This is a genomic window from Bradyrhizobium sp. URHC0002, from assembly GCF_054059515.1.
This window is the reverse complement of sequence record NZ_JBSSCF010000001.1, coordinates 1,677,023-1,698,699: the sequence shown is the minus strand read 5'-3', so window position 1 is coordinate 1,698,699 and position 21,677 is coordinate 1,677,023. Positions and strand designations below refer to the sequence as shown.

Annotated in this window: 19 protein-coding genes, 2 pseudogenes and 1 riboswitch; of the genes and pseudogenes, 9 read left to right on the top strand and 12 right to left on the bottom strand. The window is 61.4% G+C overall.

Annotated features, from left to right (window positions below):
* The 3 genes from ACVWVY_RS08065 to ACVWVY_RS08055 all read left to right on the top strand — a co-directional run bounded on the left by ACVWVY_RS08065 (nt 1) and on the right by ACVWVY_RS08055 (nt 3,456).
* Nucleotides 1-1,113: a L,D-transpeptidase family protein gene (locus ACVWVY_RS08065; protein ID WP_456625869.1), complete on the top strand. Its 1,113-nt coding sequence runs from the start codon at nt 1-3 to the stop codon at nt 1,111-1,113.
* A 322-nt stretch (nt 1,114-1,435) separates the two neighbouring features.
* Nucleotides 1,436-1,529: riboswitch (TPP riboswitch) on the top strand.
* Nucleotides 1,520-2,194, top strand: a complete 675-nt coding sequence (locus ACVWVY_RS08060) for an O-methyltransferase (RefSeq protein WP_456625868.1) — start codon at nt 1,520-1,522, stop codon at nt 2,192-2,194. (Overlaps the previous riboswitch by 10 nt.)
* A 59-nt stretch (nt 2,195-2,253) precedes the next feature.
* The gene (locus ACVWVY_RS08055; RefSeq protein ID WP_456625867.1) at nt 2,254-3,456 is read left to right on the top strand and encodes a multidrug effflux MFS transporter; all 1,203 of its coding nucleotides are present in this window, start codon (nt 2,254-2,256) and stop codon (nt 3,454-3,456) included.
* 168 nt (nt 3,457-3,624) lie between these two features.
* Here ACVWVY_RS08055 and ACVWVY_RS08050 read toward each other — a convergent pair whose 3' ends face one another.
* A complete protein-coding gene (locus ACVWVY_RS08050; protein ID WP_456625866.1) occupies nt 3,625-4,149 on the bottom strand; it encodes a RidA family protein in 525 nt (174 codons plus the stop codon).
* Nucleotides 4,150-4,588: 439 nt separating this feature from the next.
* Between ACVWVY_RS08050 and ACVWVY_RS08045 the strand changes: the two genes are divergently transcribed.
* The 5 genes and pseudogenes from ACVWVY_RS08045 (at nt 4,589) to ACVWVY_RS08025 (ending at nt 7,617) form a co-directional block, all read left to right on the top strand.
* Nucleotides 4,589-5,512: a helix-turn-helix domain-containing protein gene (locus ACVWVY_RS08045; RefSeq protein ID WP_456632142.1), complete on the top strand. Its 924-nt coding sequence runs from the start codon at nt 4,589-4,591 to the stop codon at nt 5,510-5,512.
* A 133-nt stretch (nt 5,513-5,645) separates the two neighbouring features.
* Nucleotides 5,646-5,800: pseudogene (locus ACVWVY_RS08040) on the top strand (NAD(P)/FAD-dependent oxidoreductase); the annotation flags it as partial.
* A gap of 101 nt (nt 5,801-5,901) precedes the next feature.
* On the top strand, nt 5,902-6,822 hold the full coding sequence (locus ACVWVY_RS08035) for an MBL fold metallo-hydrolase (protein ID WP_456625865.1): 921 nt from the start codon (nt 5,902-5,904) through the stop codon (nt 6,820-6,822).
* Nucleotides 6,823-6,913: 91 nt separating this feature from the next.
* Nucleotides 6,914-7,402: a carboxymuconolactone decarboxylase family protein gene (locus tag ACVWVY_RS08030; RefSeq protein ID WP_456625864.1), complete on the top strand. Its 489-nt coding sequence runs from the start codon at nt 6,914-6,916 to the stop codon at nt 7,400-7,402.
* Nucleotides 7,402-7,617, top strand: a complete 216-nt coding sequence (locus ACVWVY_RS08025) for a (2Fe-2S)-binding protein (RefSeq protein ID WP_456625863.1) — start codon at nt 7,402-7,404, stop codon at nt 7,615-7,617. Before ACVWVY_RS08030 ends, ACVWVY_RS08025 begins: the two co-directional genes overlap by 1 nt.
* A 362-nt stretch (nt 7,618-7,979) precedes the next feature.
* On the opposite strand, the gene ACVWVY_RS08020 is transcribed toward ACVWVY_RS08025, so the two are convergent.
* The 3 genes from ACVWVY_RS08020 to ACVWVY_RS08010 form a co-directional block, all read right to left on the bottom strand.
* Nucleotides 7,980-9,044, bottom strand: a complete 1,065-nt coding sequence (locus ACVWVY_RS08020) for a transglycosylase (RefSeq protein ID WP_456625862.1) — start codon at nt 9,042-9,044, stop codon at nt 7,980-7,982.
* 168 nt (nt 9,045-9,212) lie between these two features.
* On the bottom strand, nt 9,213-10,085 hold the full coding sequence (locus tag ACVWVY_RS08015) for a caspase family protein (protein ID WP_456625861.1): 873 nt from the start codon (nt 10,083-10,085) through the stop codon (nt 9,213-9,215).
* Nucleotides 10,086-11,026: 941 nt separating this feature from the next.
* The gene (locus ACVWVY_RS08010) at nt 11,027-12,253 is read right to left on the bottom strand and encodes an aminotransferase class III-fold pyridoxal phosphate-dependent enzyme (RefSeq protein WP_456625860.1); all 1,227 of its coding nucleotides are present in this window, start codon (nt 12,251-12,253) and stop codon (nt 11,027-11,029) included.
* 260 nt (nt 12,254-12,513) lie between these two features.
* Here ACVWVY_RS08010 and ACVWVY_RS08005 point away from each other — a divergent pair, with 260 nt between their 5' ends.
* Nucleotides 12,514-13,320, top strand: a complete 807-nt coding sequence (locus ACVWVY_RS08005; RefSeq protein WP_456625859.1) for a GntR family transcriptional regulator — start codon at nt 12,514-12,516, stop codon at nt 13,318-13,320.
* Nucleotides 13,321-13,327: 7 nt separating this feature from the next.
* Here ACVWVY_RS08005 and ACVWVY_RS08000 read toward each other — a convergent pair whose 3' ends face one another.
* The 8 genes and pseudogenes from ACVWVY_RS08000 to ACVWVY_RS07965 all read right to left on the bottom strand — a co-directional run bounded on the left by ACVWVY_RS08000 (nt 13,328) and on the right by ACVWVY_RS07965 (nt 21,606).
* The gene (locus tag ACVWVY_RS08000; protein WP_456625858.1) at nt 13,328-15,004 is read right to left on the bottom strand and encodes a N,N-dimethylformamidase beta subunit family domain-containing protein; all 1,677 of its coding nucleotides are present in this window, start codon (nt 15,002-15,004) and stop codon (nt 13,328-13,330) included.
* 79 nt (nt 15,005-15,083) lie between these two features.
* Complete coding sequence (locus ACVWVY_RS07995; RefSeq protein ID WP_456625857.1) at nt 15,084-15,680, bottom strand: N,N-dimethylformamidase beta subunit family domain-containing protein; 597 nt, start codon at nt 15,678-15,680, stop codon at nt 15,084-15,086.
* 88 nt (nt 15,681-15,768) lie between these two features.
* A pseudogene (locus tag ACVWVY_RS07990) lies at nt 15,769-17,010 on the bottom strand (N,N-dimethylformamidase beta subunit family domain-containing protein); the annotation flags it as partial.
* Nucleotides 17,011-17,335: 325 nt separating this feature from the next.
* Nucleotides 17,336-17,686, bottom strand: a complete 351-nt coding sequence (locus ACVWVY_RS07985; RefSeq protein WP_456625856.1) for a hypothetical protein — start codon at nt 17,684-17,686, stop codon at nt 17,336-17,338.
* A 42-nt stretch (nt 17,687-17,728) separates the two neighbouring features.
* On the bottom strand, nt 17,729-18,796 hold the full coding sequence (locus ACVWVY_RS07980; RefSeq protein WP_456625855.1) for an extracellular solute-binding protein: 1,068 nt from the start codon (nt 18,794-18,796) through the stop codon (nt 17,729-17,731).
* Between the two features lie 34 nt (nt 18,797-18,830).
* Nucleotides 18,831-19,625: an ABC transporter permease gene (locus ACVWVY_RS07975; protein WP_456625854.1), complete on the bottom strand. Its 795-nt coding sequence runs from the start codon at nt 19,623-19,625 to the stop codon at nt 18,831-18,833.
* The gene (locus tag ACVWVY_RS07970) at nt 19,622-20,500 is read right to left on the bottom strand and encodes an ABC transporter permease (RefSeq protein WP_456625853.1); all 879 of its coding nucleotides are present in this window, start codon (nt 20,498-20,500) and stop codon (nt 19,622-19,624) included. Before ACVWVY_RS07970 ends, ACVWVY_RS07975 begins: the two co-directional genes overlap by 4 nt.
* On the bottom strand, nt 20,497-21,606 hold the full coding sequence (locus tag ACVWVY_RS07965) for an ABC transporter ATP-binding protein (RefSeq protein ID WP_456632141.1): 1,110 nt from the start codon (nt 21,604-21,606) through the stop codon (nt 20,497-20,499). Before ACVWVY_RS07965 ends, ACVWVY_RS07970 begins: the two co-directional genes overlap by 4 nt.
* Nucleotides 21,607-21,677: the final 71 nt, after the last annotated feature.

Below are 21,677 nucleotides of genomic sequence, written 5' to 3'. Positions count from 1 at the left end.
ATGCTCCGACGTGCGCTCGTGCTGGCGGCGGCGTTTGCCGCAGGGCTGACGCCGGCCATGGGCCAGGGCGAAAACAGCAAACCGTTGAGCAAGCCGTTGCCGGCCAAGGCAACACAGGAACTGCCCGCCGAGCTGCTCGCGCTGCTCGAACAGAAGAAGATGCCGAAATATTCGCCTATCGTTGTGCGTCTTTTCAAGGAAGAGGCGGAGCTCGAAGTCTGGAAACAGGACACGACCGGCCGCTTCCAAATCCTCAAGACTTATCCGATCTGCCGGTGGTCGGGTGATCTCGGGCCGAAGTTGTACGAGGGCGACCGGCAGGCGCCGGAAGGGTTTTATGCGATCACACCCGAGTTGATGAATCCCAACTCCAACTTCCATCTTTCAATCAACTTCGGCTTCCCCAACAGCTTCGACAAGGCGAACAAGCGTAACGGCAGCTTCCTCATGATCCATGGCGACTGCCTGTCGGCCGGTTGCTATGCCATGACCGACGAACAGATCAGCGAAATCTATTCGCTGGCGCGCGACTCGCTCAGCGGCCGGCCGTCGTTCCAGATCCAGGCCTATCCGTTCCGCCTGACGCCGGCGAACCTGGCGCGGCATCGAAACAATCCGAACCTGCCCTTCTGGAAAATGCTCAAGGTCGGCAACGATCATTTCGAGACCACGCAACGCGAACCCAAGGTGGATGTGTGCAACCGCACCTACGTGTTCGATGCTCAACCTCCGCCGAATTCGCCGCACCCGCTGGTGTTCAACGCGACCGAAAGATGCCCGCCCAACGTCGTCAATCCGGACATCGCGCTGAAGGCGCTGGAAAAGCGACGCGCCGACGAGCGCGCCACCGCGCGATTGGTTGAAGAGAACGTGCCGGCTGCCTCGATTTACACCGGGCTGGACGGCGGAATGAACAAGGCTTTCCTCACACGATTTCCGTACAGGGTGACGCTTGCGAAAGTGATGCCGTATGCATCGTACCTGCCGCAACTGCCGCCAGTGCCGTGGATCGACAATGACGGTTCGTTGACGAGCAAGTGGTTTGGCGCCTCGTTCGCCAAACCGGTTGTGTGTGATGCGGGTTGGACCGGCTTCCCGTCGAGACGGTGCTAAACCGCGACGAGTTCTTCACACTCTTTTTCTGCTATTTGCCCCTGCGAGAGAGTTGCTACTGTGCTATGCAACGCCAAGTCGAGGGCCGCTAGAGCCATTTTTCCTTTCAAAACAATATGATGAGTCAGAACGCGGTGGTGTCGGAGCGAAAGTCCGTCGAAGAAGCTACGGTGTTTGTCGGTTTCGATAATTAGGCGCGCGCACGCGCAAAGGGTCTAGCGGTATAACGTCAGGCGAAACTTGCGAAGGCAACGCGTGACCGACAAGAGACATCGCCACATGAGCGCCAAAGAGCTTGACGCTACACTTTCAACCTGAAACCTTACCGTATCCGGGGTGCCCGCAGTACGGGCTGAGATCACACCCGTTGAACCTGCCTGGGTAATGCCAGCGAAGGGAGACAATCATGCCGGTTGTTGGCGACGAGCGTCTGCAGGCTTTGCTGGACACACTCCATGCCGAGAGCGACGAGCAAAAGGTGGAGATCGCAGCTTTCGAAGCGCGACGAGCCGGCGCTAGCGATCCTCCAAGCGCTGAGGAGATTCGCGCCTTTCGTAACAACAAGCTTGTTGCGCTGGACCGCGACAAGGCGGAGTTTTGCTACCAGCTTTGCCGTGCCAAAAAGGCTTGCCGGATTGTCGAGGTCGGCACTTCGTATGGTGTCTCAACACTCTACCTTGCGGCTGCGGTGCGCGACAATGTCGCCGAATCAGGTGGCTCAGGTGCGGTTATCGGAACTGAGCACGAGCCTAGCAAGGCTGCCGCTGCTCGAGAGAATTTTGCACGATCAGGTTTGAGCAGCTTCATCCAGCTCCGCGAGGGGGATCTTCGACAGACGCTGAAGCAGATCGACGGCCCCATCGATTTCGTGCTGATGGACGTTTGGATTGCGATGGCGCTGCCTGCATTAGAACTCGTCGCACCGCAACTCGCGTATGGCGCCGTCGTTGTAAGCGATAACACGAGGCAGCATCGAGCATTCTATGCAGATTATTTCGAGTTCCTGAATGATCCGACCAACCGCTTCACGACGATGACTTTGCCATTCGACGGCGGCCTGGAAATGTCGGTTCGCTGCTAGATGGCTTAAGCCACGGACGTTGGCTGTTCGTCAGCCAATCAGGTACTGGAAAGTTGCGCATGGCTTCCTCCACACGACCGAAATTGTTCACGCTCATCCTGCTCAGCAGTCTCTCTGTCGTTTCGCTAAACATGTTTCTCCCGTCGCTATCGGCAATCGCCGGCGAGTTTCATGCCGGTTATGGTTTGCTCGCGAACGTATCGATTGCCGGCTACGCCGGGACGACGACAGTGCTGCAACTACTGATCGGCCCCTTGTCGGACAGGGTCGGCCGGCGACCAGTGATCCTCGCAAGTCTCGCGATCTTCGTCTGCGCATCGCTCGGCTGTTTGCTGGCGACAGACGTCTGGACGTTTCTGCTCTTTCGCACGATGCAGGCCGCAATAGTCTCCGGATTAGCGCTATCGCGCGTGATCATCCGGGATGCGGAACCGCCACAGAAAGCGGCAAGCCTCATAGGCTATTTATCGATCGCATGGGCGATCGCGCCAATGGTGGCCCCAACGTTAGGAGGAACGTTGGATCAACTATTTGGCTGGCGCTCGAATTTTTGGGCGTTCCTTGTCTTTGGCGCGGCCATGCTGGCCTTGTGCTGGTTCGATCTAGGCGAGACCAACAAGAACCCTTCAGAGACGTTCACGAAGCAGTTTCAGGCATTCCCCAGTTTGTTCCGGTCTCGGCGATTTTGGGGTTACTCACTGTGCATGGCGTTTTCAATCGGTGCACTTTACGCCTTTCTTTCGGCCGCGCCTCTCGTGGCAACAACGGTGTTTCGGATGTCGCCGGCGAAGCTTGGAGTTTATATGGGAAGCACCGCCGCAGGCTTTATCATCGGCAGTTTCGTGTCAGGTAAATTTGCTGCGCGCTTTCCACTTACGACGATGATGGTCGTGGGCAGGCTTGTCGCCTGTGTCGGACTAGCGGCGGGGCTAGGGTTGCTCCTCGCCGGATTCGTGCACGAGGTATCCTTGTTTGGCGCTTGCGTTTTTCTCGGTTTCGGAAACGGCGTCTCGATGCCGAGCAGTAACGCTGGCGCGATGTCCGTTCGGCCCGAACTGGTCGGAAGCGCTGCCGGACTATCGGGTGCCCTTACAGGCGCAGGTGGGGCCCTGATGTCCGGAATCACCAGCACTATTCTCAGCGAATCAAACTCGGCATTTGTCTTGCTCGGAATGATGTTTCTATCGTCCGCAATGGCGTTGCTGGCGGCGCTATTCGTGCATTGGCTTGATCGTCATGAACCCGAGGCAACCAAAATGTAGTCGCGGGCCATCTAGCATGTCCGGCGTGGACGACATTTCATCGTCGGGGTCGTTACTCACAATAATGTCGCCGAGCAGGTTCAAATCCCGGCGACGCGACCACCGATTGCGATGTTGGTTTCAAACTGGAGAAATCCGCATCCTTGCGTTCAAAGATCGAGATCTCATCTACGATCGAACAGCGGCGATCATGTTCAGCTCAATCGGAGCACCTCGCGGTAGCTCAGCGACGCCGATGGAGGTGCGTGCGTGGCGACCGCGCTCGCCGAGGCGTTCAATCAGCCGATCGGAAGCACCATTCATGACCTGTGATTGCTGAGCAAATCCAGGCGCCGAGGCGACATATCCAACGACCTGCAATATTTGAATTATCTTGTCTTCCCCGCCCGCTGCGTGACTAAGGACAGAAATGCAAATATCCGCGCAGAGGGCGGCGGCTTCCCGCGCAGCATGGACATCGATATCAACCCCGACTTTGCCAGAGTAGAGAAGTTCTTCCCCCCGACGCGGCAACTGGCCGCTCACGTAGGCGATTCCATTGTGAATGATCGCCGGCGAGTAGTTCCCTCCGGGTTTGTTCATACTATTCATCTCGGTACAAACCTTCCTTCCACATCCAACTGCAAAGCCTAACGATACAACATCGCTCGAATCGATCATCGTTTCCCAAGGCGCCTGACTTGAGTTGATCATGGAGCCCGCAAGAAATTTGTCAATTTGAGCTGACTGCAACCGAGGGCAGCGTCCACGATGCTGGGACGCCCGACCGCGCTTCTCTTGCACTCCGGTGGTCGGCGGATCGGGAACTGGGCATCGAGGCGCCTGAGGTGTCGTCAGGCCATGTCCGCTTCACCCCCTGAAAGCGTACATCAGAGGCAGCAGCCACTACGTCTGCGATGTGCCAAAAGCGGAAGAACATAAACCAGCTGGTAAGCCGAGCTGCCGCGGAACCTGCGAAACCTCGCCCTGCGGAACCATGGTCCCGCACCATCCGAGAATACAGGTCGATCTGAACGCGCTTTTCGTCTAAACTTGCAGCAGGGGCACTTTGGGAAGAGACCCCAGGTCCGTATTTCTCCTGAGAACGCCTCGAACGCTCAAACCAGACCCTCTCAACGGCGAGAACAGGTCCATGAGCATATCTCACTTGCGAGATATTTCGCAGAATCCAGACACTTCCCAGCTGCCGATCGGCGAGTGTCCCGATGCGGAAATGACGCGCGTACTCAAGACGAAGCCCGTTCGCATGGCGTCATCGTCCAGCGGCGCGATCACACTTTGGAAGCATGATCCCCTGCACGACGTCGTCAAGCCGATGGACGATCACGTCATCATGACGTTCCCCGCCGGGTCGGTGCGGTTCGAGCGCCAAAACGGGAAAAAATTTGTGAATGGAATGACGCGTCCCGGGACCGTGACAGTCATTCCGGCCGGTTCGAGCTCACGATGGGACATTTACCAGCCTCTGAATGTCGTTCAACTCTACCTGCCGCACGCAACGCTTGAGCGCGTTGCCCACGAAGCCGACGGGGCCGCTCCTGGCGATCTCGTGGAGCGAACGGTCCATCCCGACCCCGTTACATCTCGATTGCTCCTGAGTGGTGCGGATGCGCTTGAAGGCAACGCGGCCCTGGATGCCCTGTTCAGACAGCAGATAACAGATCTTCTGGCCACGCGCCTGCTGGTTGCCCACGCAGGTTCGCCTGTCACGATCCAGCCGGTCATCGGTGGATTGTCGCCAACGGTCCTGCGCCGCGTCATCGAACGCCTGCGTTCGGACAGCGATGCGGACGTCTCGCTCGCGGCGCTGGCGTCCGATGCGGACCTGTCGCGCTTCCACTTCTGCCGCGCCTTCAAGGAAAGCACCGGGCTGTCGCCGCATGCCTGGCTGCGCCAGCGCCGGCTCGAGCAGGCCATGAACATGCTGCGCCACACCGACGACTCGATCGTGTCGATCGCAGCCGGGCTTGGTTATTCCTCGCAGACCGCCTTCGCTGCGGCATTCAGGAAGCTGACCGGCGAGACCCCGAGCGGTTGGCGACGGCGCACGCGTTAGCAGCAATTGCTCTACAGGTACGGCAATCGCTCTGGCGCAGCCGCAGCTCTCTTCCGGTAGACCATCACGGTGCCAAGATCCAAACCGACCGAGAACTACGATGATCTGGAAAAGCATCAGAGCTCGATCAATCGCACTCTTCGCGCGCGGCTGGGAGCGCGAGGTGTCGATGGTCGGCGACGTCGCCAAGATGACCAAGCAGGAGATCAATACCGTCTGGATCTATCCGCCGAAGGCAGAGCGACCGCTGCGCTCGCCTTGGCCGATCCGGAACGTGTGACTGATGTGACTGGCTTCCCTTCACGCGAAACGGGCCGCGCTCCGCGCTTGCTGCGCGGCCTGCTCAACCAAGACCAGCCAGCGGCCTTAACATCAAAGAGGAGACAAACATGAGCCTAGACTACACATCCCCCACCTCACGCCTTGGCAGACCGATGCACGACGAGTTGGTCCCGTCGCGCTACGCGCTGAAGGTCGGCGACATCGACGTGCTGGTGATCAGCGATGGAGTGCTACATCTGCCAGCCCAGATGTTGGCCGCCAATGCCGATCCGGCCGCCCGGCAGGCCGTGATGGACAGCCTGGCACTGCCGCGGGAAATGTTCGATTGGCCGCTGAACGTCGTCGTGGTGCGGAGCGGCGGCCGGACCGTCCTGGTCGACACCGGGGCCGGGGTGAACTCGAACCTGCCGAAGGCCGGGCACTTGACCCATCGATTGGAGGCCGCCGGCATCGATCTTGCGGACCTGACCGACGTGGTGCTGACCCACTTGCACATGGACCACGTCGGCGGGCTGCTCGTCGACGGGGTGAAGGAGCAGCTGCGTCCGGACCTGCGGATCCACGTGGCCGCCGCCGAGGTCAAGTTCTGGGCGAAGCCCGATTTCTCCCTCGTCTCCATGCCGGAGGGTTTCCCGGAGGTGCTTGAATCGACCGCGCAGAAGTTCCTGCGCGAATACCCCAGTTATCTGCGGACGTTCGAGGACCGGGCCGAAATCGCGCCGGGCGTAGTCGCTCAGCGCACCGGTGGCCACACCCCCGGCCACTGTGTGGTCCGCCTCAACTCCGGCGGCGAGCGGCTGACGTTCGCCGGCGACGCCGTGTTCCAGGTCGGATTCGACCACCCCGATCTGCACAACGGCTTCGAACACGACCCCATGGAGGCGGCCCGCGTCCGGGTCCGTCTGTTGCGGGAGATGGCGGAGAGCGGCGAGATGCTGCTGGCCACCCACCTGTCGTTCCCGTCCATCTGCCATGTGAAGGTCGACGGCGACGGGTTTCGCTGTATGCCGGTCAACTGGGACTACTGACCGCTTGCTCTTAAACAACTGGCGCCTTCGTTCCTGACGAAGGCGCCGGCATGAACAGCAACAGAAACAGGCTAACAGAAGGAATTCAACAATGTCACAGCGGATGGATTACAACGCAGCCTCGCCGGCTGGAGCGAAGGCACTCGGCGCCGTACACACTTACGTTTATCAGTCGGGACTACCCGCACAGCTTATCAACCTCGCGTGTCTCCGCGTGTCCCAGATCAACGGATGCGCCTTCTGCATAGACTTTCATTCGCAGGACCTTCTCAAGGCCGGGCTATCTGTCGAACACCTCGTTCTCGTAACTGCCTGGCGTGAGGCCGGCAGTGTGTTCGACGAGCAGGAAAAGGCAGCACTAGCCTGGGCAGAGGCAGTGACTCGCCTTGGAGACCGAGGTGTTTCGGACGAGGCATTTGAAGCGGCGTCGGCTGTTTTCAACGAGAGGCAGCTCGCCGACTTGACAATCGCGATTGGCCTGATGAATGCCTACAATCGGTTGGCGATCAGTTTCCGCACGACGCCGCTCGCGGTCGTCAAGCACAGCGCACAACAGAGCTCTCCGTCGAGAGCCGCGTAATGATCGTCTGTTCGTGCAATGTGCTGAGCGATCAGGACGTCCGGGCCGCTGCAGAAGCGGGGCGGACGCGGTCGACCAGCCGGGTCTATGGCTGTCTCGGCTGCGGCGCGCAGTGCGGCCGCTGGGCGCGCACCGTCCGCCGCCTCGTGGACGAGACGCTCGGCAGCGCCCGTGCGTCATCCTGCAACGGCTGCGCGCGGTACTCGCAACCCTGACTCGGCCGCCGCACCGCCGGCTTCCTGGTCGATTTCAAGGTCTTCTTTGCTACGCAACGCGATCAGCCGCTTCTCGTTGTCGGCGTGCTTGCAGCGCTTTCGGCGGCAAATGGCTACCGACGGAAATCGGATTGCTTCTCACTGAACGAGCCGTAACGCAGCTCACGAAATTCGGCGTTCCGGGGCGATAGCGAGTTTGCCCCCGAGACCGGACATTCCAGAGCGCGTTCGGCATGTCTCAGAAGGGCCATGAGTAGACATCGGCACTTGGTCGACCACCTCGTTAGCGGCGATTTCTGAATCGTGAAGTGAGACGGGCTCGGCGGCGGGATGCGGCAGCTTCTGCCGACCACGCAACGGAATTACTGCTTCGCCCCTGCGGCGACGGCGGTCGCCATGTACTTCGAATAGAATTCAGCGACCCGCGCGCGCCACATGCCGACGAACGCCTCCGATGTCACCTTGTCCACCGATTTCCACGCCTTCTTGAGGGCCGGAAGGGTGTTGCCCCAGATCGCGCGTTTGCACCACTTCTCGCCCTTCTCCCTGCCTTCGCTGGTGGCGCACATGGATTTCCAGGCGATGCGATCGGGCCGGTTGATGTGCTCGGCGGCGCCTTCCCAGCCCTGCTGATGGATCAGGTAAAGATCGTTCAAGTCCGGCTTCCGGTGCGTGATCCACTCGAACAGGATGCCTTCGGTAATGACCTTGTAGGCGGCCGCAACGGCATTGTCGCGGGGACTGCGAATCTGCCCAAAGCCGAATTTGCTGAACTCATATTCGCTCAGCTGAAACAGGCCGATATACGACCCCGTGCGTTGATTGGGGTTGAAACCGGACTCGATCTTGGCAACCGCTTTCATGAAATTGAAATCGAGACCGAACGCGTCGGAAGCACGTTTGATTTCCTCGACCGGCGTTCCGACCGGGATGTCCTTGAGCGAACGCAGGACGGTCTCCGCCGGCTTCTCGGCGGGCGGCGCTTCGGACCAGACGTAATAGATGAGATATTGGAAATCCTGCGTCGCCGGCGCTGGGTTGGAGGCAACACCGGTCTCATCGCTCGTTGTCGGCGCCGGTTGGGTGGCATCAAGGTGACCGGACGGCACCGATCTTGTTCCGATCAAATCGTCGCCTGCTTTGGCGTGGGCCGACGATGGAACGGAAGCAGCATCAGGCATCGAGCCAAGCGTGACTTCCTGCAATGGCGGCTCGGGGGCGGGCTCGGGCTGCGGCCGCGGCAGGGCCTGCATCATCTGCTCGCGTAGCTTGACCAGACCGTCGAGGCGGTCGGACTCCAGCGCCGGCGCTTCGTACGGTTGCACGAGCGAGGCGACCTCGGCCGGGCGCAAGGCGCGTTGGTGGACCGCAACCAGGATTAGCGTACCTATCGCCGCACCGGTGAAGATGACCCTGAAGGCGAGCATGGCAGCGAGCTTTCCATGCGCAACGGGGCAACAACATGGCAAGATCACGACCGAGCCCGGAATGTGTCCGAATCACGTATCAGCCAAGCGTCGGAAGCGGGCTTAAGCGGGCCGCTGCCCATGTCCGCCTTGGGCCAATAACGGCCATGGCTGACGCCTGAGGCGTCGTTACTCCGTCGGCGTGATGGACGCCGTCGTCAAATCGGGATCATTGCCGGGACTGAAGTGCACGTCCTCCAAGAGCGAGGAGGATACCGACGGCATCTGCGCGCCATTGGAGGCGCGAAAGACGGCGACACGGGTCTTGTTGAAGACGCCTGCAGCGCTAACCGGCGCGTTGAGCTCGTTGAGCAACTCAGTAACGAACACACTGTGCTCGCCCTTCGTGTCATCCGCGACCTTGCCGGGCGTATTGGACGAGATGATGAGCGCGTTGTTGGGCGCGTTGACTGGCGCAAGCCCGTGGGAGTAGGAGCGGAAACGGCGTTCATAGGGATTGCGTCGCGAGGCGTCGATGACGGCCAACGTGGCGCGAGCGCCCCGCTCCTTAACTGCGTGGAGAACGGTTTCGACGGACGTACCCTCGTGACGTACATCGCCTTCCCTCCAGATCACTGCATCGGTCGGGATCATGTAGGTTTCGTGGCGAGACTGCACCCCATAGCCGCCGAAAAACAGCATCACGACAGATCCCGGAATGATCCTGGATTTTAACCGCTCGACCGCGCGAGCCATATCTGCCTTGGTGGCGTCCTCCACCACATCGACATCGAATCCGTGGCGGCGCATTGCATGCGCCAGACCGCTTGCGTCGTTAATGGGTTGGTTTAGCGGCTCGGCGGCGTCCGGATAATTGCCATTGCCGATGATGAGCGCGAGCTGGAGAGCGCCGGCTCTTTCCGGGGCAGACACCACCTTTGCGGCTTCCGAGGCGTGCAGATCCAACGCTGCATTCGCGCCGATCGCCAGCAATGCCGCGCCGACAAGACTGCAAGTAACGGTAGGCAAGTGGCGAACACAGTAAAGCTGCGTCACTTTCATTTCACCCCCCTAAACTGCGAGAACTCCCATTCCTTCAAATGCATTTCCGACCCAACCGCGCGCGAAGATCACGATCAGTCGCAAGAACAGGCCATTTCCCCGCCTGTCCTTCGAAAAGCATGCGCGAAGCTTCTTGAGCCCAAGTTAGGGGACGTGGTTTCTGGTGATTTGTGACGTTTGGTAAACAAACTATGCGAGACCGCCATTACGGCGCCGCTTGACGTTGCTCGTCCGCAAGCTCGCAAAATTGTCCAGCAATCTTGCAGGAACGGCAGGCTCGCAGCTGTTCATAATTGACGACCGCTTGCCGAAGGTAACATTCCGTTTGCCATTCGGTACTTTGTAATTTCCGGATTGAAGTTCTCAGCCCGGAATTGCGGAGAATCGCAGCAAACCATCGAGAGTATCGGCGGGCGGATGTCCGCTTCGGGTCAAAAGCTGACGCCGGCTAGAGCGACGCGATGTTCGCTATTGGGTCGTTAGCTGACATCGCCCCAAGCCAAATCCGCCGTCCGCGCCATTAGCGGACACCGACTACGCCCTACCGAACGTAATGGAAGAACTGCGGCTTAGAGCCCATCATGCTGGAAGTGATCTGCTCAACGCTCATAAGGAAACCGAAAAGCGCCCGATAGTCGTCGAACCCGTGGGGAAAAGTTCGATCCGTGACATAGAAGCAGGGATCGGTTTGTAGATTGCCGCAGAGTACCACCGGGTGTTTTCGAAAAGTCTTGTTTTGAAGGTTAAACTGGAGTTGCAGGAGCTTGGGAGGCTCGATGGCGGAGAGAGTGTCAGTCAATGTCCATTGAAAGATGAGGCATTTGACTTTCCCAAGCCAAAACCTACCATTTATGCCACGGCCAAAATCAGCGATCGCACGCGCGACGCCGTGAAGCGATTGTCGGATGACTCGGCAACCCAGCGGGACTGGCTTACGAGAATCAAAGCGCCGCCACCGTAGCAAAGCCGTGCTCCGCGGCCTCGAGAGCAACGGCGATGTCGGCTTCGGTATGGGCGGCGCAGAGGAACATGTTGTGCTTGGGGTGGAAGTAGACGCCCTTCGCAAGCATCGCGCTGCAGAAAGCCGAACCCTTGCGGTAGTCCGGGTCGCCTTCAAACAAGAGGGTCGGCATTTGCGCTGGCCCGGATTGACGGATTGAAAGACCGAACTGGCGGGAGCGCGTCTCGAGGCCGTCGCGCAGCGTTTGCCCGAGTTGCGCGATGCGCGCCGGGACATCGTCGCGGCGCACGACCTTCAACGTCGCGACGGCCGCCGCCATGGCGACGGCGCCGGCCCAGAACGAGCCGGTGACAAAGACCTCGGAGGCGGCACGGCGGAGCCAATCGGCGCCTGTGACGGCTGCCAGCGCATGACCATTGGCGATCGCCTTGCTCCAGGCGGACAGGTCGGGCCGGACACCGAGTCCTTCCCAGCTACCGGCTGCATTCAGGCGAAAGCCGGCGCGGACTTCGTCGATCAGCAGCGCGGCGCCCTTGCTGTCACAGATGCGACGCGCCGCACGCGCGAACTCCACGGTCGGAAGTTCCTGGTCGAACCCGAGGTCGTGGCGGTACGCCGAAACCAGAATCCCGGCAAGATCATCGCCCGCCGCCTTGGCCGCGGCTTCAAGACTCTCGACATCGTTGAATTTGAAATAGGCGAGATGGGCGCGATCTTCCGCGGTGACACCGAGAAGCGACGGCGAGCACCACGGCACGGCACCATGATAGGCGCCCTGGGCGACGAGGATTTTCCGCCGGCCTGTCGCAGACCTTGCGATCGTGACGCAGGTCGTCGTCGCATCGGTGCCGTTCTTCTGAAACTGCGTCCAATCGGCATGGCCCACCATATCGACGACGAGTTCGGCCAGCTCGACCATGATCTCGGCCGGACCATTGAGGCAGTCGCCGTCGCGCCGCTGACGCTCGGCGGCTTCCTCCACCTCGGGATGGTGATGGCCGAGCAGATTAGGACCCCAGCTGCACATGAAATCCACGTACCGGTGACCGTCGACATCCCAGAGGACGCCACCCTCGCCGCGGCTGAAGAATTGCGGATACGCATCCGGCAATTTGGCCGCGTGGAGATGACCCCACATGCCGCCCGGCACCACCTTTTCGGCCCGCGCCCGCAGGGCAGCATCCCTTGTCCTGATCAATTCCGGCATGCTTTTCTCCTCTCAATTTTGATATATCATATATTATGTTGTGGGTTACAAGGGAATTCTTGCTTTGCCGGCCCGGGGCCGTAAGACCGCATATCGGGGGCTAAGGTTGCGATTCTTCGGAGCTCACGAAATCGGGTGTGGTGCGCGGGAGGCGATGAACCTTCGAGGCCCCGTCGCTCAGCAAGGCGCGGACGATCAAATGGATTCGAACCCGCATCGGCGAGGATTGCCGAAACGGCCCAGACCTTTCGGGGACCAAAATGGCTGACGTTGAACAGAGGCATGGCGAGGGCGGCGTGGGCCCGGTCGCGCGCGACAGCCTGACAAGCCTGGTCTACAGCAATCTGCGCCAGGCGCTGATGGAAGGCCGGTTCTGGCCGGGCCATCGCTTCAAGATTCGCGACCTTGCCGCGACCATGAACGTGTCGGAGACGCCGATTCGCGAAGCCCTGATGCAGCTCGTGCGCGGCCGCGCGCTCGAGATGCAGGCGGGACGCTCGATCATGGTCGCCCATATGACGTCCAAGCAATATATCGAACTCAGGACCGTCAGGCTGTTTCTCGAGGGACTTGCCGCCGAGCACGCCACCACGCGCATCTCGGAAAGCGATATCGACAAGATGGAAGCCACGCACCGCGAGCTGATCAGCGCGGAGAAGGAGCGCAGATGGTCCGACGCAGTGCGCGCCAACTGGCAATTCCACCGCGGTCTCTACGATGGATCGGGGCTTCCCGAAGTGCTCGCCATCCTCGACGATATCTGGATGCGCAACGGACCTTTGTTGAATTTCCATTACCCGCACGCGCCCCCAACCTATCCAAACGAGCATCAGCATCTGTCCGTTCTCAAAAACCTGCGGCAGCGCCGACCGGACAAGGTCCGCGAGTCGATCCAGGCGGACATGATGGAGGGCGGCCAGAATCTCGTCCGGTTGCTGGAGAAGCATGGCGGCACACGCTTCATGACGCCGGAGACGGCCATCGACGAAGACGTCGAGGCTGTAGCGGCGCCGAGGCGTGCCGCACCACCTGCCAGAGCCGCACGCACGAAATCCAAGCGTCGTTGAAAATCGCTCACGCGGAGCGGGGCGCGGTGAAGCGATCGAGGATGTTGCGGGTGATCCGCTGCGTGAACGGATCGCCGCGCTTCAGCCCCATCACCCATTCGCAGGTCGCGGCTGTCAGCACCTCGCCCTTGCCGCGGGTCATGTGCACCATCATGCCGGAGCCGTATTTGTAGCGGGCCAGTCCCTCGGGCGTGACCTCGCCGGTGATGCATTCCACGAGGCCTTCGTGGTCGCTGCTGCGTACGTAGTAGCGGAAGCCCTCACCCTGCGGCTCGTCTTCGGCCAGGACGGCCGGCGCCATCGCCAGGATCTGAATGGTCTCGGGCTGCCCTTCGGCCGGGACCGGAAATGGAAGACCGTTGCGGAACGTGTAGTCCAGCCCGTCGACCTCGTAGGCGAAGATGCACTGCTTGTCGCCGAAGATATCGGCATAGTGCAGCCCTGTGCCCGCAAACGCCCAATGTTCGGGGCGATAGACGGTAAAGCCTCTTTGGCCGTTCGGCGCGAAGCCGCCCCAGGACGCGTAGAGGCCGTGCGCACCGTTTACGCCGACCGTCGAGGCGCCGGGCCAACGGACGTTGCGATCTTCCCAGGCGGACGTCATCAGACGCGCGCGGTCCGTGCCGACGATCGGGTCCTTGTGGATGGCCTTGAACTTGTAGCAGACTTGGCGCTTGCCATCCTCCTCGAGCCGAATCTGCCACAGGAAGTTGGCGCCGAAGCGCGCGAGCCGCCCGCCGCCCTCCACATAGCACTCGATCGCTTCGCGCATCTCCCACGTCCAATACTCGTCATGGCCGATGATGGTGACACAAGGGTAAGCATCGAGCAGCTCGGGCCGGTAGTGAAGATCGGTCTGGGTGATCATGTCGAGGGCATAGCCCTCCTTCTGCGCCCAGAGCACGAAATGCCGGTCGAACTGGGCCCAGCCCGCTGCCGCGTAATACTGGCCAAAGCCATTGGCGAACGCCCACTCCTTCATCGGATAGCGCGGTGCGTCACCCATCTCGGGTGCAGGATCGGCGCAGATGCGCGGCGCGCCGGGGGGCAGCCAGACCACGCCGCGCGTCCATGGTCGCTGCAGCGACAGCACCGGCGAGGGCTCGTCCCGGTTCGGACCTTCGACGCCGAAATAGTGATTGGCACCGCCGAAATCATTGTAGGCGGTCCAGGTGCCCGTCGGCAGGATCATCAGTATCTTCGCGCGCGGCGTCTTCCCGGTGGGGCGCACGACGAAGAAGTGATGCTGGACGAAGCGAGCCCCGTTCGCTCGTTCGCACGACGAGACCACGCGATAGAAGCCCGAGCGCAGATCCGGCGGCAACTTCCAGCGATGAGCGACGGGCCAGTTGCAGCCATTGCGATAGGCATCGGACGGCGTGGCCGCGAACACGCCCTCAAGCGCGTCTATCTCGTGCACCATCTCGGGTTCGAGATCATCGCGATAGATTTGCATCCGCCAGGCCTTTGCTGTTGCGGAGGAGCGAAAGACGACTTCGTCTCCCGGGTCGTAAGACATCGCGTCGGTGTAGGTGTAGACCTCCGCCATTGCGGGATCGCCGCGCGGAGCCTCATACCAGGGCTGGCTGCCCCAGTGCTCGTCCGCATGCATCGGGCGCGCCTTGCGGGGAGCGACGTTGACCGATCCCAATTCCGGCGGTTGAAACTCAGGCTTGTCTGACATGAACAGCCTCCCTGGCTCGAGAAAACCATCTCTGGCGACGAGATGGCTATTCGTGTTGGGCCGAAGTCCAGGCAGCCTGCTAGACTTTGGCGGGCATGACGAAGGGCCGTGGATCGAGAAACCGGTTCACGACGTTTAGCGTGATCGCGCTGATGTTGTTGTCGTAATTGTTGTGGCCCAGCGACATGCCGTAGGTGATCGACCCCGTCGCAAAGACGGCGCCGCCATTGGCGGTCTCGAAGAACACCATGTCGGCGCGCACCAGCGCGTTCTGCGTGCCGTCGAGCCCGTCGACCACGGTGCGAAACTCCTCCGGCGTGGGCAGCGCGCCCGCGCCCAGTCCTTCTGATGTCGCGATCCGCAACGCATGCGGCGGCGTTCCAAGTTCGAGATCGTAGCGGTCGATCTCGCTGCCGACGGCGCCATTGTAGCGAAATCCAAAATCACCGAACTTCTCATGACGGCCGGTGCCCTCGAAGATGAAGGTTGCGCGCGCATCCTCGCTTTCGGGGGTGCGCAGATAATAGCCGCAGGTATCGTTGATCATGGCCGCGAAACCGACGCCGACGAGCTTTTGCGGCGCAAAGCCCGAATGCCGCCACAACGAGCCGGGTTCGCCGGTGCCGGCAAGATGCACCTCGCCCGGCTCCGACTCCCAGGTGCGTGTTCCGGCCATGCCGCGGCGAACCTCCCAGCGCGGCGGGCGCGGCCGGGTGAAAGCCGCAGCGCCAGTAGAATGCATTGCCTCCCATCGCGACATGCCGCCCGCCGGCGTTCTGATACGCCATGATCGCGTTCATCATGTTGATGCTGTAATATTCGGGATGGGTCGGCGTCATCATGGCCCGGTAAGGGGCAAGCGCCCGCGCGCCTTGCCGATCGAGCTCGACATCCGTGATCAGATCGTAGGCGATCCCCTTCTCCTCGAGCCAGTCGAGGATATGGGTGTCGTTGATCAGATTGAACCAGTAACCGCGCGGGCGCATGTTGATGACGGGCCGCAGCCAGGAACTGTACGCCCGCCCCGAGCCGTCGACATGGCAATCATAGGTCGACTGGCCGATCTCCGGGTTCTCCTGCAGGAACAGATCATCTTGCGGCAACCACAGGACATGCTCCATCAGCGTCTCGAAGTGAACCTGATAGAGTCGCAACGCGCTGTTGGCATAGGCGAGATAGGTTGCGACGGAGGCGACCACGACGAGATCCGCGCGCCTCGACGCCTTGCCGGGCGTCACAAAGAAGGTGACGTAGCTTTCGCAGCCGGCTTCGGCATTGCCGCCGCCCGGGGTCAGCCGAAGCGCATAGACGCCGGACCGCCAGTGCGCCGGCACATCGAGCGTGCAGGTGGAGCGCCACTCGCAATCGTAGATGTCGTCGCTGTGGAAATGAATCGCGGCATATTCCTGCGGCGACAGCCGCCAGTCATGGACGGATCCAGACCAGTGAAAGCCGGTCACGCCCCTGCGGGGCAATTGGCGGAGGCTGCCATGCAGGCCGTTCGGCGAAAGATCCTTGATCGCCAGTGACGAGATTCCATCCGAGAAGTCCCAGAAGGCGACAAGCCCGGTATCGCTTGCGCCCGTCCGCTGCCGGCCGTCGAACACGCGCAACGCCTCGGCGTCCAGCCGGCACGAAAAGACGCGCGGAGCCTCGATCTTGCCGTCGAAATGTGCGACGTACTGGCGATCGTCATTCAGATGATGGGCCGCGATCAGGAACGGCAGTCCGGAGTCCAGCGCAGCTGCCTGCGGCAGCGCGAACGATTTCGAACAAGCCGTGGCCGGCCGAACGCCATCGGCCGGAACGATCAGTGACAGGGTTACCGATCCCTGCGCCAGATCAAGTGCGCACGACACGAACGCCCAGACCCGCGGGCGCAGCTTGACGTCGAGGGCAAAACGAACCGGCGTACCGCTCGCCTCGCCGAGCACCAGGACCAGATGCCCCTCTGCGTCGAGTTCGAGCGCATAACCGCGCGCCGAGCGCTCGCACCAGTTTCCCATCACGGCCCTGGCATTGTCCGCGATCCGCGTCGGATACACGTAGGCGCCGAAACACCAGTGCCCGCCGGTCGGGACCAGCGCACCGTCGTGGTCAATGACGGCGTTCGATCCCGGCCGGATCGGCTGGTCGAGGCAGGCATGCTCCCCGTCAATGCCGCTCGTCATCACCTCATATTTGAAGCCTGGGCCGTTGGCATCGAGATCGCCGCAGCGCAGCCGGAGCACCTCGACCTTCACGCTCGGCCGCTTGGCACTGAGCTGGAAGCTCACGGCCTCGCCCGCCGGGACACTGATGCGATCCGGATAGCCGAGATAGTCGTTGGTCCTATAGATCACCGGAAACCTCCGCAGGCAGCGTCGTGCCCGTCATTTCCTGCCAGCGCAGCTTGAAGACATGCCACTCCGCTTCCGCAAGAGAGGTGAAGATGCGATCGTCGACGAAAGGCATCGGATCGCCGCGGCGCCTCGGGATGCGCGACAACCGCCAGGCCTTGCCGGGTTCGAGCACGATCAGGACAAGCCGCCCTTCCGGCTTGCCCCATCGCATCCGCGCCAACAGCTTGCGAAGTTCCGGACTATGCACGCCCAGCGGACTTGCGCGGAATTCCTCCACGAGATCGAGCCTTCCGGGATCGATCACGTAGCGCATCGCACCGGGCTCACTGGTGTGATCCATGGTCCGTCCCTTCTTGCAAACGCGATTGGCGGGAGAAGCGGATCAGCGGGTCAGCCAGGCCATCCAGCGTTCCCGCAGCTGGTTACGATTTTCGCCGATCCAGGCGAAATCGGGCTTGACCAGCTTTTCGTAGTTCTCCGGCGAGGTCGCGTAGAGATTGCGCTCCTCCGGCTTCAACAGTTCGATGGCCGACTTGCTGGCCGTCGCATAGTTGACAGCGCGCATGAACGGCACATGCGCATCCGAGCTCGCATAAAAGAAGTCGAGATAGGCCATGGCGGCATTGAGGTCAGGTGCGCCCTTGAGAATGGCCATGTAGCCGGTGTCGCGAATGGCCTGGTCCCACGACATCGCAGCCGGTACACCCTCCTTCACGACGGCGAGCGCGCGGCCCGAGTAGCTCATGGTCATGACAACCTCGCGGCTGCGCATGATCTGCTGCACCTGGTCGCCCGTCTTCCACCACACCGCGACATTGGGACGGATCTCGTCCAGCTTCTTGTAGGCGCGATTGAGGTCCAGCGGGAAAAGCTGATCCGGCTTGACGCCGTCGGCGAGCAGCGCGGCGACCGGAACCCACCAATCGCTGTCGCCGGTGTCCGGCAGCCCACGCGGCCCGGGAAACTGCTTGACGTCCCAGAAATCCGCCCAGGTCCTGGGCGCCTTGTCCTTGAACGTCTCGGTATTGTAGGTGATCAGCATGCCGCCGGTTGTGCGGGCGACACCGTAGGGCTGACAGGCGTCGGAGACACCGAACTTCTGGACGCTCGGCAGTTTCGCACAGTCGATCTTCTCGAGCATGTCGGTGCGTCCGACCAGATCGGGCCCCGTTGCGGTGACGATGTCGAACTCCACCTTGCCGGTTCGCTGCATCGCCTTGGCGCGCGCCCACTGGTCGGGGACCTCGATCGCGACCGGGACGATTTCGACATTCTTGGCCTTGTTGAAGGGATCGTAGAAATATTTCGCGAGGGTGTTGCCCATCAGGCCACCGGTCGTGGCAATCACCAATTGATCTTCCAGTTTTTGAGCCGTCGCCGGCGACGCGCCACAAACAACCGAAGCAAGCACGAAAGCTGCCGGCTTCCACATCCAACTTCTCTTCAGCATCGACGGCTTCCTCTCTGGCTTTTCACCCGGCTCGCTACCGGGTGAGGCTGCGGGATCTGAGGACATGGGCCCCCAGCAGAATCAAAATAGACAAGACGATCAGCAGCGTCGCGATCGCGGGAATCACCGGCGTCAGGTTCTGCTCGATGTCTTCGAACATTCGGCGCGGCAGTGTCTTCTGGCGCACACTGGACAGAAAAAACGACACGACAGGCTCATCGAAGGAGACAATGAAGGCAAACAGCGCACTGCTGGCGAGGCTCGGCAGGACCAGTGGCAGCGTAACGAGGCGGAAGGCCCGAAAGCGCGTCGCGCCGCAGCTCATAGCCGCGGCCTCCAGACTGGGATCGATCTTTCCCAGAGCCGCAGCCATCGTGAAGACCACGAACGGCAAGGTGAGCACCGTATGCGCCAGCACGAAGCCGGGAATGGTCCCGGACAGACCGATCGTTTGAAAGAACAGATAGAGGCCGACGGCGAGCGCGATATGCGGCACAATGATCGGCCCGATCAGGAGGATCTGGAACACCGTTACGAGCCGGCTGCGGCCGCGGATCATGGCATAGGTCGCGGCCGTGCCGATGATCGAGGCGAACAGCGCCGTCAGCAGGGCCACTTGTACGCTGAGCCAGGTGGCCGCACGCCATTGCCGGCTGTCAAAATATTCCGAGTACCATTTCAGCGTGAAGCCGGACGGCGGAAACGCCAGATAGTCGTTCTGGCTGAACGACATTGGAATGACGATCACCAACGGCACGATGATGAAGGCCAGCACGGCATAGACATAGGCCCCCAGCGCGAGCGATCCGCGGTCGACCGGCGGTTTCACGAGGCATTCCCCATCAGGCGGTCGAACCGGAGCGTCTTGCTGAAGACGATCGCCAGCAGCATCACGAACACGGTCAGCACCCCGACCAGCGCGGCAGCAAAGGGCCAGTCGAGGACCTCACGTATCTGCTTGGAGACCAGCGTCGAGATCATCATCTCCTGCGGCGAGCCGAGCAGCGCGGGCGTAATGAAGAAGCCGATCGCCGTGAGGAACACGAGCAACGAACCGGAGACGACACCCGGCAGGCTCAAGGGAAGGATGACTTCCAGAAAGCTCCGCAGGCGCGTGGCGCCGAGCACGGCGGCCGCCCGCACATAGTCGTTCGGAATACTGCGTAATGCGCCGTAGATCGGCAGGATCATGAACGGCAACAACACGTGGGTCATGGCGATGACCACCGCGCTCTGGGTATAGAGCAGCTTGAATGGCTCTGAGGTCAAACCGAGCGTCATCAACGCTGAATTGACCAGCCCGGTGCGCTGGAACAGAAACGACCAGGCGGCGGTGCGCACCAGGACGCTCGACCAGAGTGGCAGGATGACACAAACGGCGACAAGGGCCGCAACTGTCCCCTTCGCCCGGCTCATGTAATAGGCGACCGGGAAGCCGAGGACCACGGACAAGGCCGTCACCAGCGCAGCGGTCCAGAGCGTGCGCAGCAGGACGCGGATGTGAACCGGGTTCTCGACGACGCGCGCGTAGTTCTCCAGGGTCGGATGCGGTTCGAGGACGCTGATCACCAGGAGCTGCAGGATCGGATAGACGAAGACGAAGGCGATGATGATGAAGAATGGCAGGAGCAGCAGCAGCGTCGACAGGCCGCTCAGCCGGCGGCCGTCGGAATGCCAGAAATGCGACCGTCCCGCCGCCATCATCGCCGCTTCCCCCGGTAAAGCAGCATCGCCTCCAGGGGAATCGTAAAGGACGCAACGTCGCCCGGGGCCAAGGCGCTGAGCTGCGAGGCGCCGGGGATTCGCGCGCGCATCTCGCTGCCGTCCGGCAGACGTCCGATCAGCAGCAGCGCCGCCCCCGCATAGACAATGTCGCTTAGCGTCACGGTGATGACTTGCCCGGGCGAGCCGGCGCCGAATTGCAGCCGCTCGGGCCTCACCGCCAGCACCGCCGCCTCGCCGGCCGCAACCGGCTCGACTGCCGCCTTGGCCGGCAGGCGCCACGTCTCACCCCATGGCAGCGCCACCGAGACGTCGTCGCCGACGCTTTTGACGGTAACGTCCACGAAATTCATCTCGCCGATGAAGCCCGCGGTAAACAGATTGGCGGGCCTTTCGTAAAGCTGGCGCGCCGGCCCGATCTGCTGGATCTTGCCATCCATCAGGACGGCGATCCGGTCGGCCATCGTCAACGCCTCGCTTTGGTCGTGGGTAACGAAGATGACGGTGATGCCAAGCTCGGCATGCAACCGCTTGATCTCGAGTTGCATGTCTTCGCGCAAGTTCTTGTCGAGCGCACTTAGCGGTTCATCCATCAAGAGGACGCGCGGCTGATAGACGATCGCACGCGCAAGCGCCACGCGCTGTTGTTGGCCGCCGGAAAGCTCATTCGGACGACGGTGGCCGTAGCCCGCCAGACGAACGGTCGCGAGCGCGGCCTCGGCGCGCGCATGACGTTCAGCGGTCCGCAGACCGCGCATCTTCAAGGGAAAGGCGACATTGTCGAGAATCGACATGTGGGGGAACAGCGTATAATTCTGGAACACCATTCCGAGGTTGCGCCTGTTCGAAGGAACATAGGTCAGGTCTTCGGAATCGACGTGAATGGTGCCGCTGGTCGGGAATTCGAATCCTGCAACACTCATCAGGATCGTCGTCTTTCCGGAGCCGCTTGGTCCGAGCAGGGCGATAAACTCACCGGCAGCAATATCGATATCGACGCCATCGACGGCGGACACGGCACCGAAGCGCTTCTCCAGGCGACTGATGCGGATCGATGCGCCCGACGCCGACTGTCTGGCCGATGCAATATTCACGGAGTCTCGCTTCCCTTCCGTTTGCCCTCGATACGGGGCGGCCCTCGCCGCCAGTCCAAAGTCGC

Bases quoted from the DNA above. Each gene is read 5' to 3' on its own strand.
- ACVWVY_RS08060 (WP_456625868.1), top strand. From the start codon at position 1,520: ATGCCGGTTGTTGGCGACGAGCGTCTGCAGGCTTTGCTGGACACACTC.
- ACVWVY_RS08030 (WP_456625864.1), top strand. From the start codon at position 6,914: ATGTCACAGCGGATGGATTACAACGCAGCCTCGCCGGCTGGAGCGAAG.
- ACVWVY_RS07980 (WP_456625855.1), bottom strand. From the start codon at position 18,796: ATGCTGAAGAGAAGTTGGATGTGGAAGCCGGCAGCTTTCGTGCTTGCT.
- ACVWVY_RS08055 (WP_456625867.1), top strand. From the start codon at position 2,254: ATGGCTTCCTCCACACGACCGAAATTGTTCACGCTCATCCTGCTCAGC.
- ACVWVY_RS08010 (WP_456625860.1), bottom strand. From the start codon at position 12,253: ATGCCGGAATTGATCAGGACAAGGGATGCTGCCCTGCGGGCGCGGGCC.
- ACVWVY_RS08020 (WP_456625862.1), bottom strand. From the start codon at position 9,044: ATGCTCGCCTTCAGGGTCATCTTCACCGGTGCGGCGATAGGTACGCTA.
- ACVWVY_RS07970 (WP_456625853.1), bottom strand. From the start codon at position 20,500: ATGATGGCGGCGGGACGGTCGCATTTCTGGCATTCCGACGGCCGCCGG.
- ACVWVY_RS08000 (WP_456625858.1), bottom strand. From the start codon at position 15,004: ATGTCAGACAAGCCTGAGTTTCAACCGCCGGAATTGGGATCGGTCAAC.
- ACVWVY_RS08015 (WP_456625861.1), bottom strand. From the start codon at position 10,085: ATGAAAGTGACGCAGCTTTACTGTGTTCGCCACTTGCCTACCGTTACT.
- ACVWVY_RS08050 (WP_456625866.1), bottom strand. From the start codon at position 4,149: ATGATCAACTCAAGTCAGGCGCCTTGGGAAACGATGATCGATTCGAGC.
- ACVWVY_RS08045 (WP_456632142.1), top strand. From the start codon at position 4,589: ATGAGCATATCTCACTTGCGAGATATTTCGCAGAATCCAGACACTTCC.
- ACVWVY_RS08065 (WP_456625869.1), top strand. From the start codon at position 1: ATGCTCCGACGTGCGCTCGTGCTGGCGGCGGCGTTTGCCGCAGGGCTG.
- ACVWVY_RS07995 (WP_456625857.1), bottom strand. From the start codon at position 15,680: ATGGCCGGAACACGCACCTGGGAGTCGGAGCCGGGCGAGGTGCATCTT.
- ACVWVY_RS08025 (WP_456625863.1), top strand. From the start codon at position 7,402: ATGATCGTCTGTTCGTGCAATGTGCTGAGCGATCAGGACGTCCGGGCC.
- ACVWVY_RS08035 (WP_456625865.1), top strand. From the start codon at position 5,902: ATGAGCCTAGACTACACATCCCCCACCTCACGCCTTGGCAGACCGATG.
- ACVWVY_RS07985 (WP_456625856.1), bottom strand. From the start codon at position 17,686: ATGGATCACACCAGTGAGCCCGGTGCGATGCGCTACGTGATCGATCCC.
- ACVWVY_RS08005 (WP_456625859.1), top strand. From the start codon at position 12,514: ATGGCTGACGTTGAACAGAGGCATGGCGAGGGCGGCGTGGGCCCGGTC.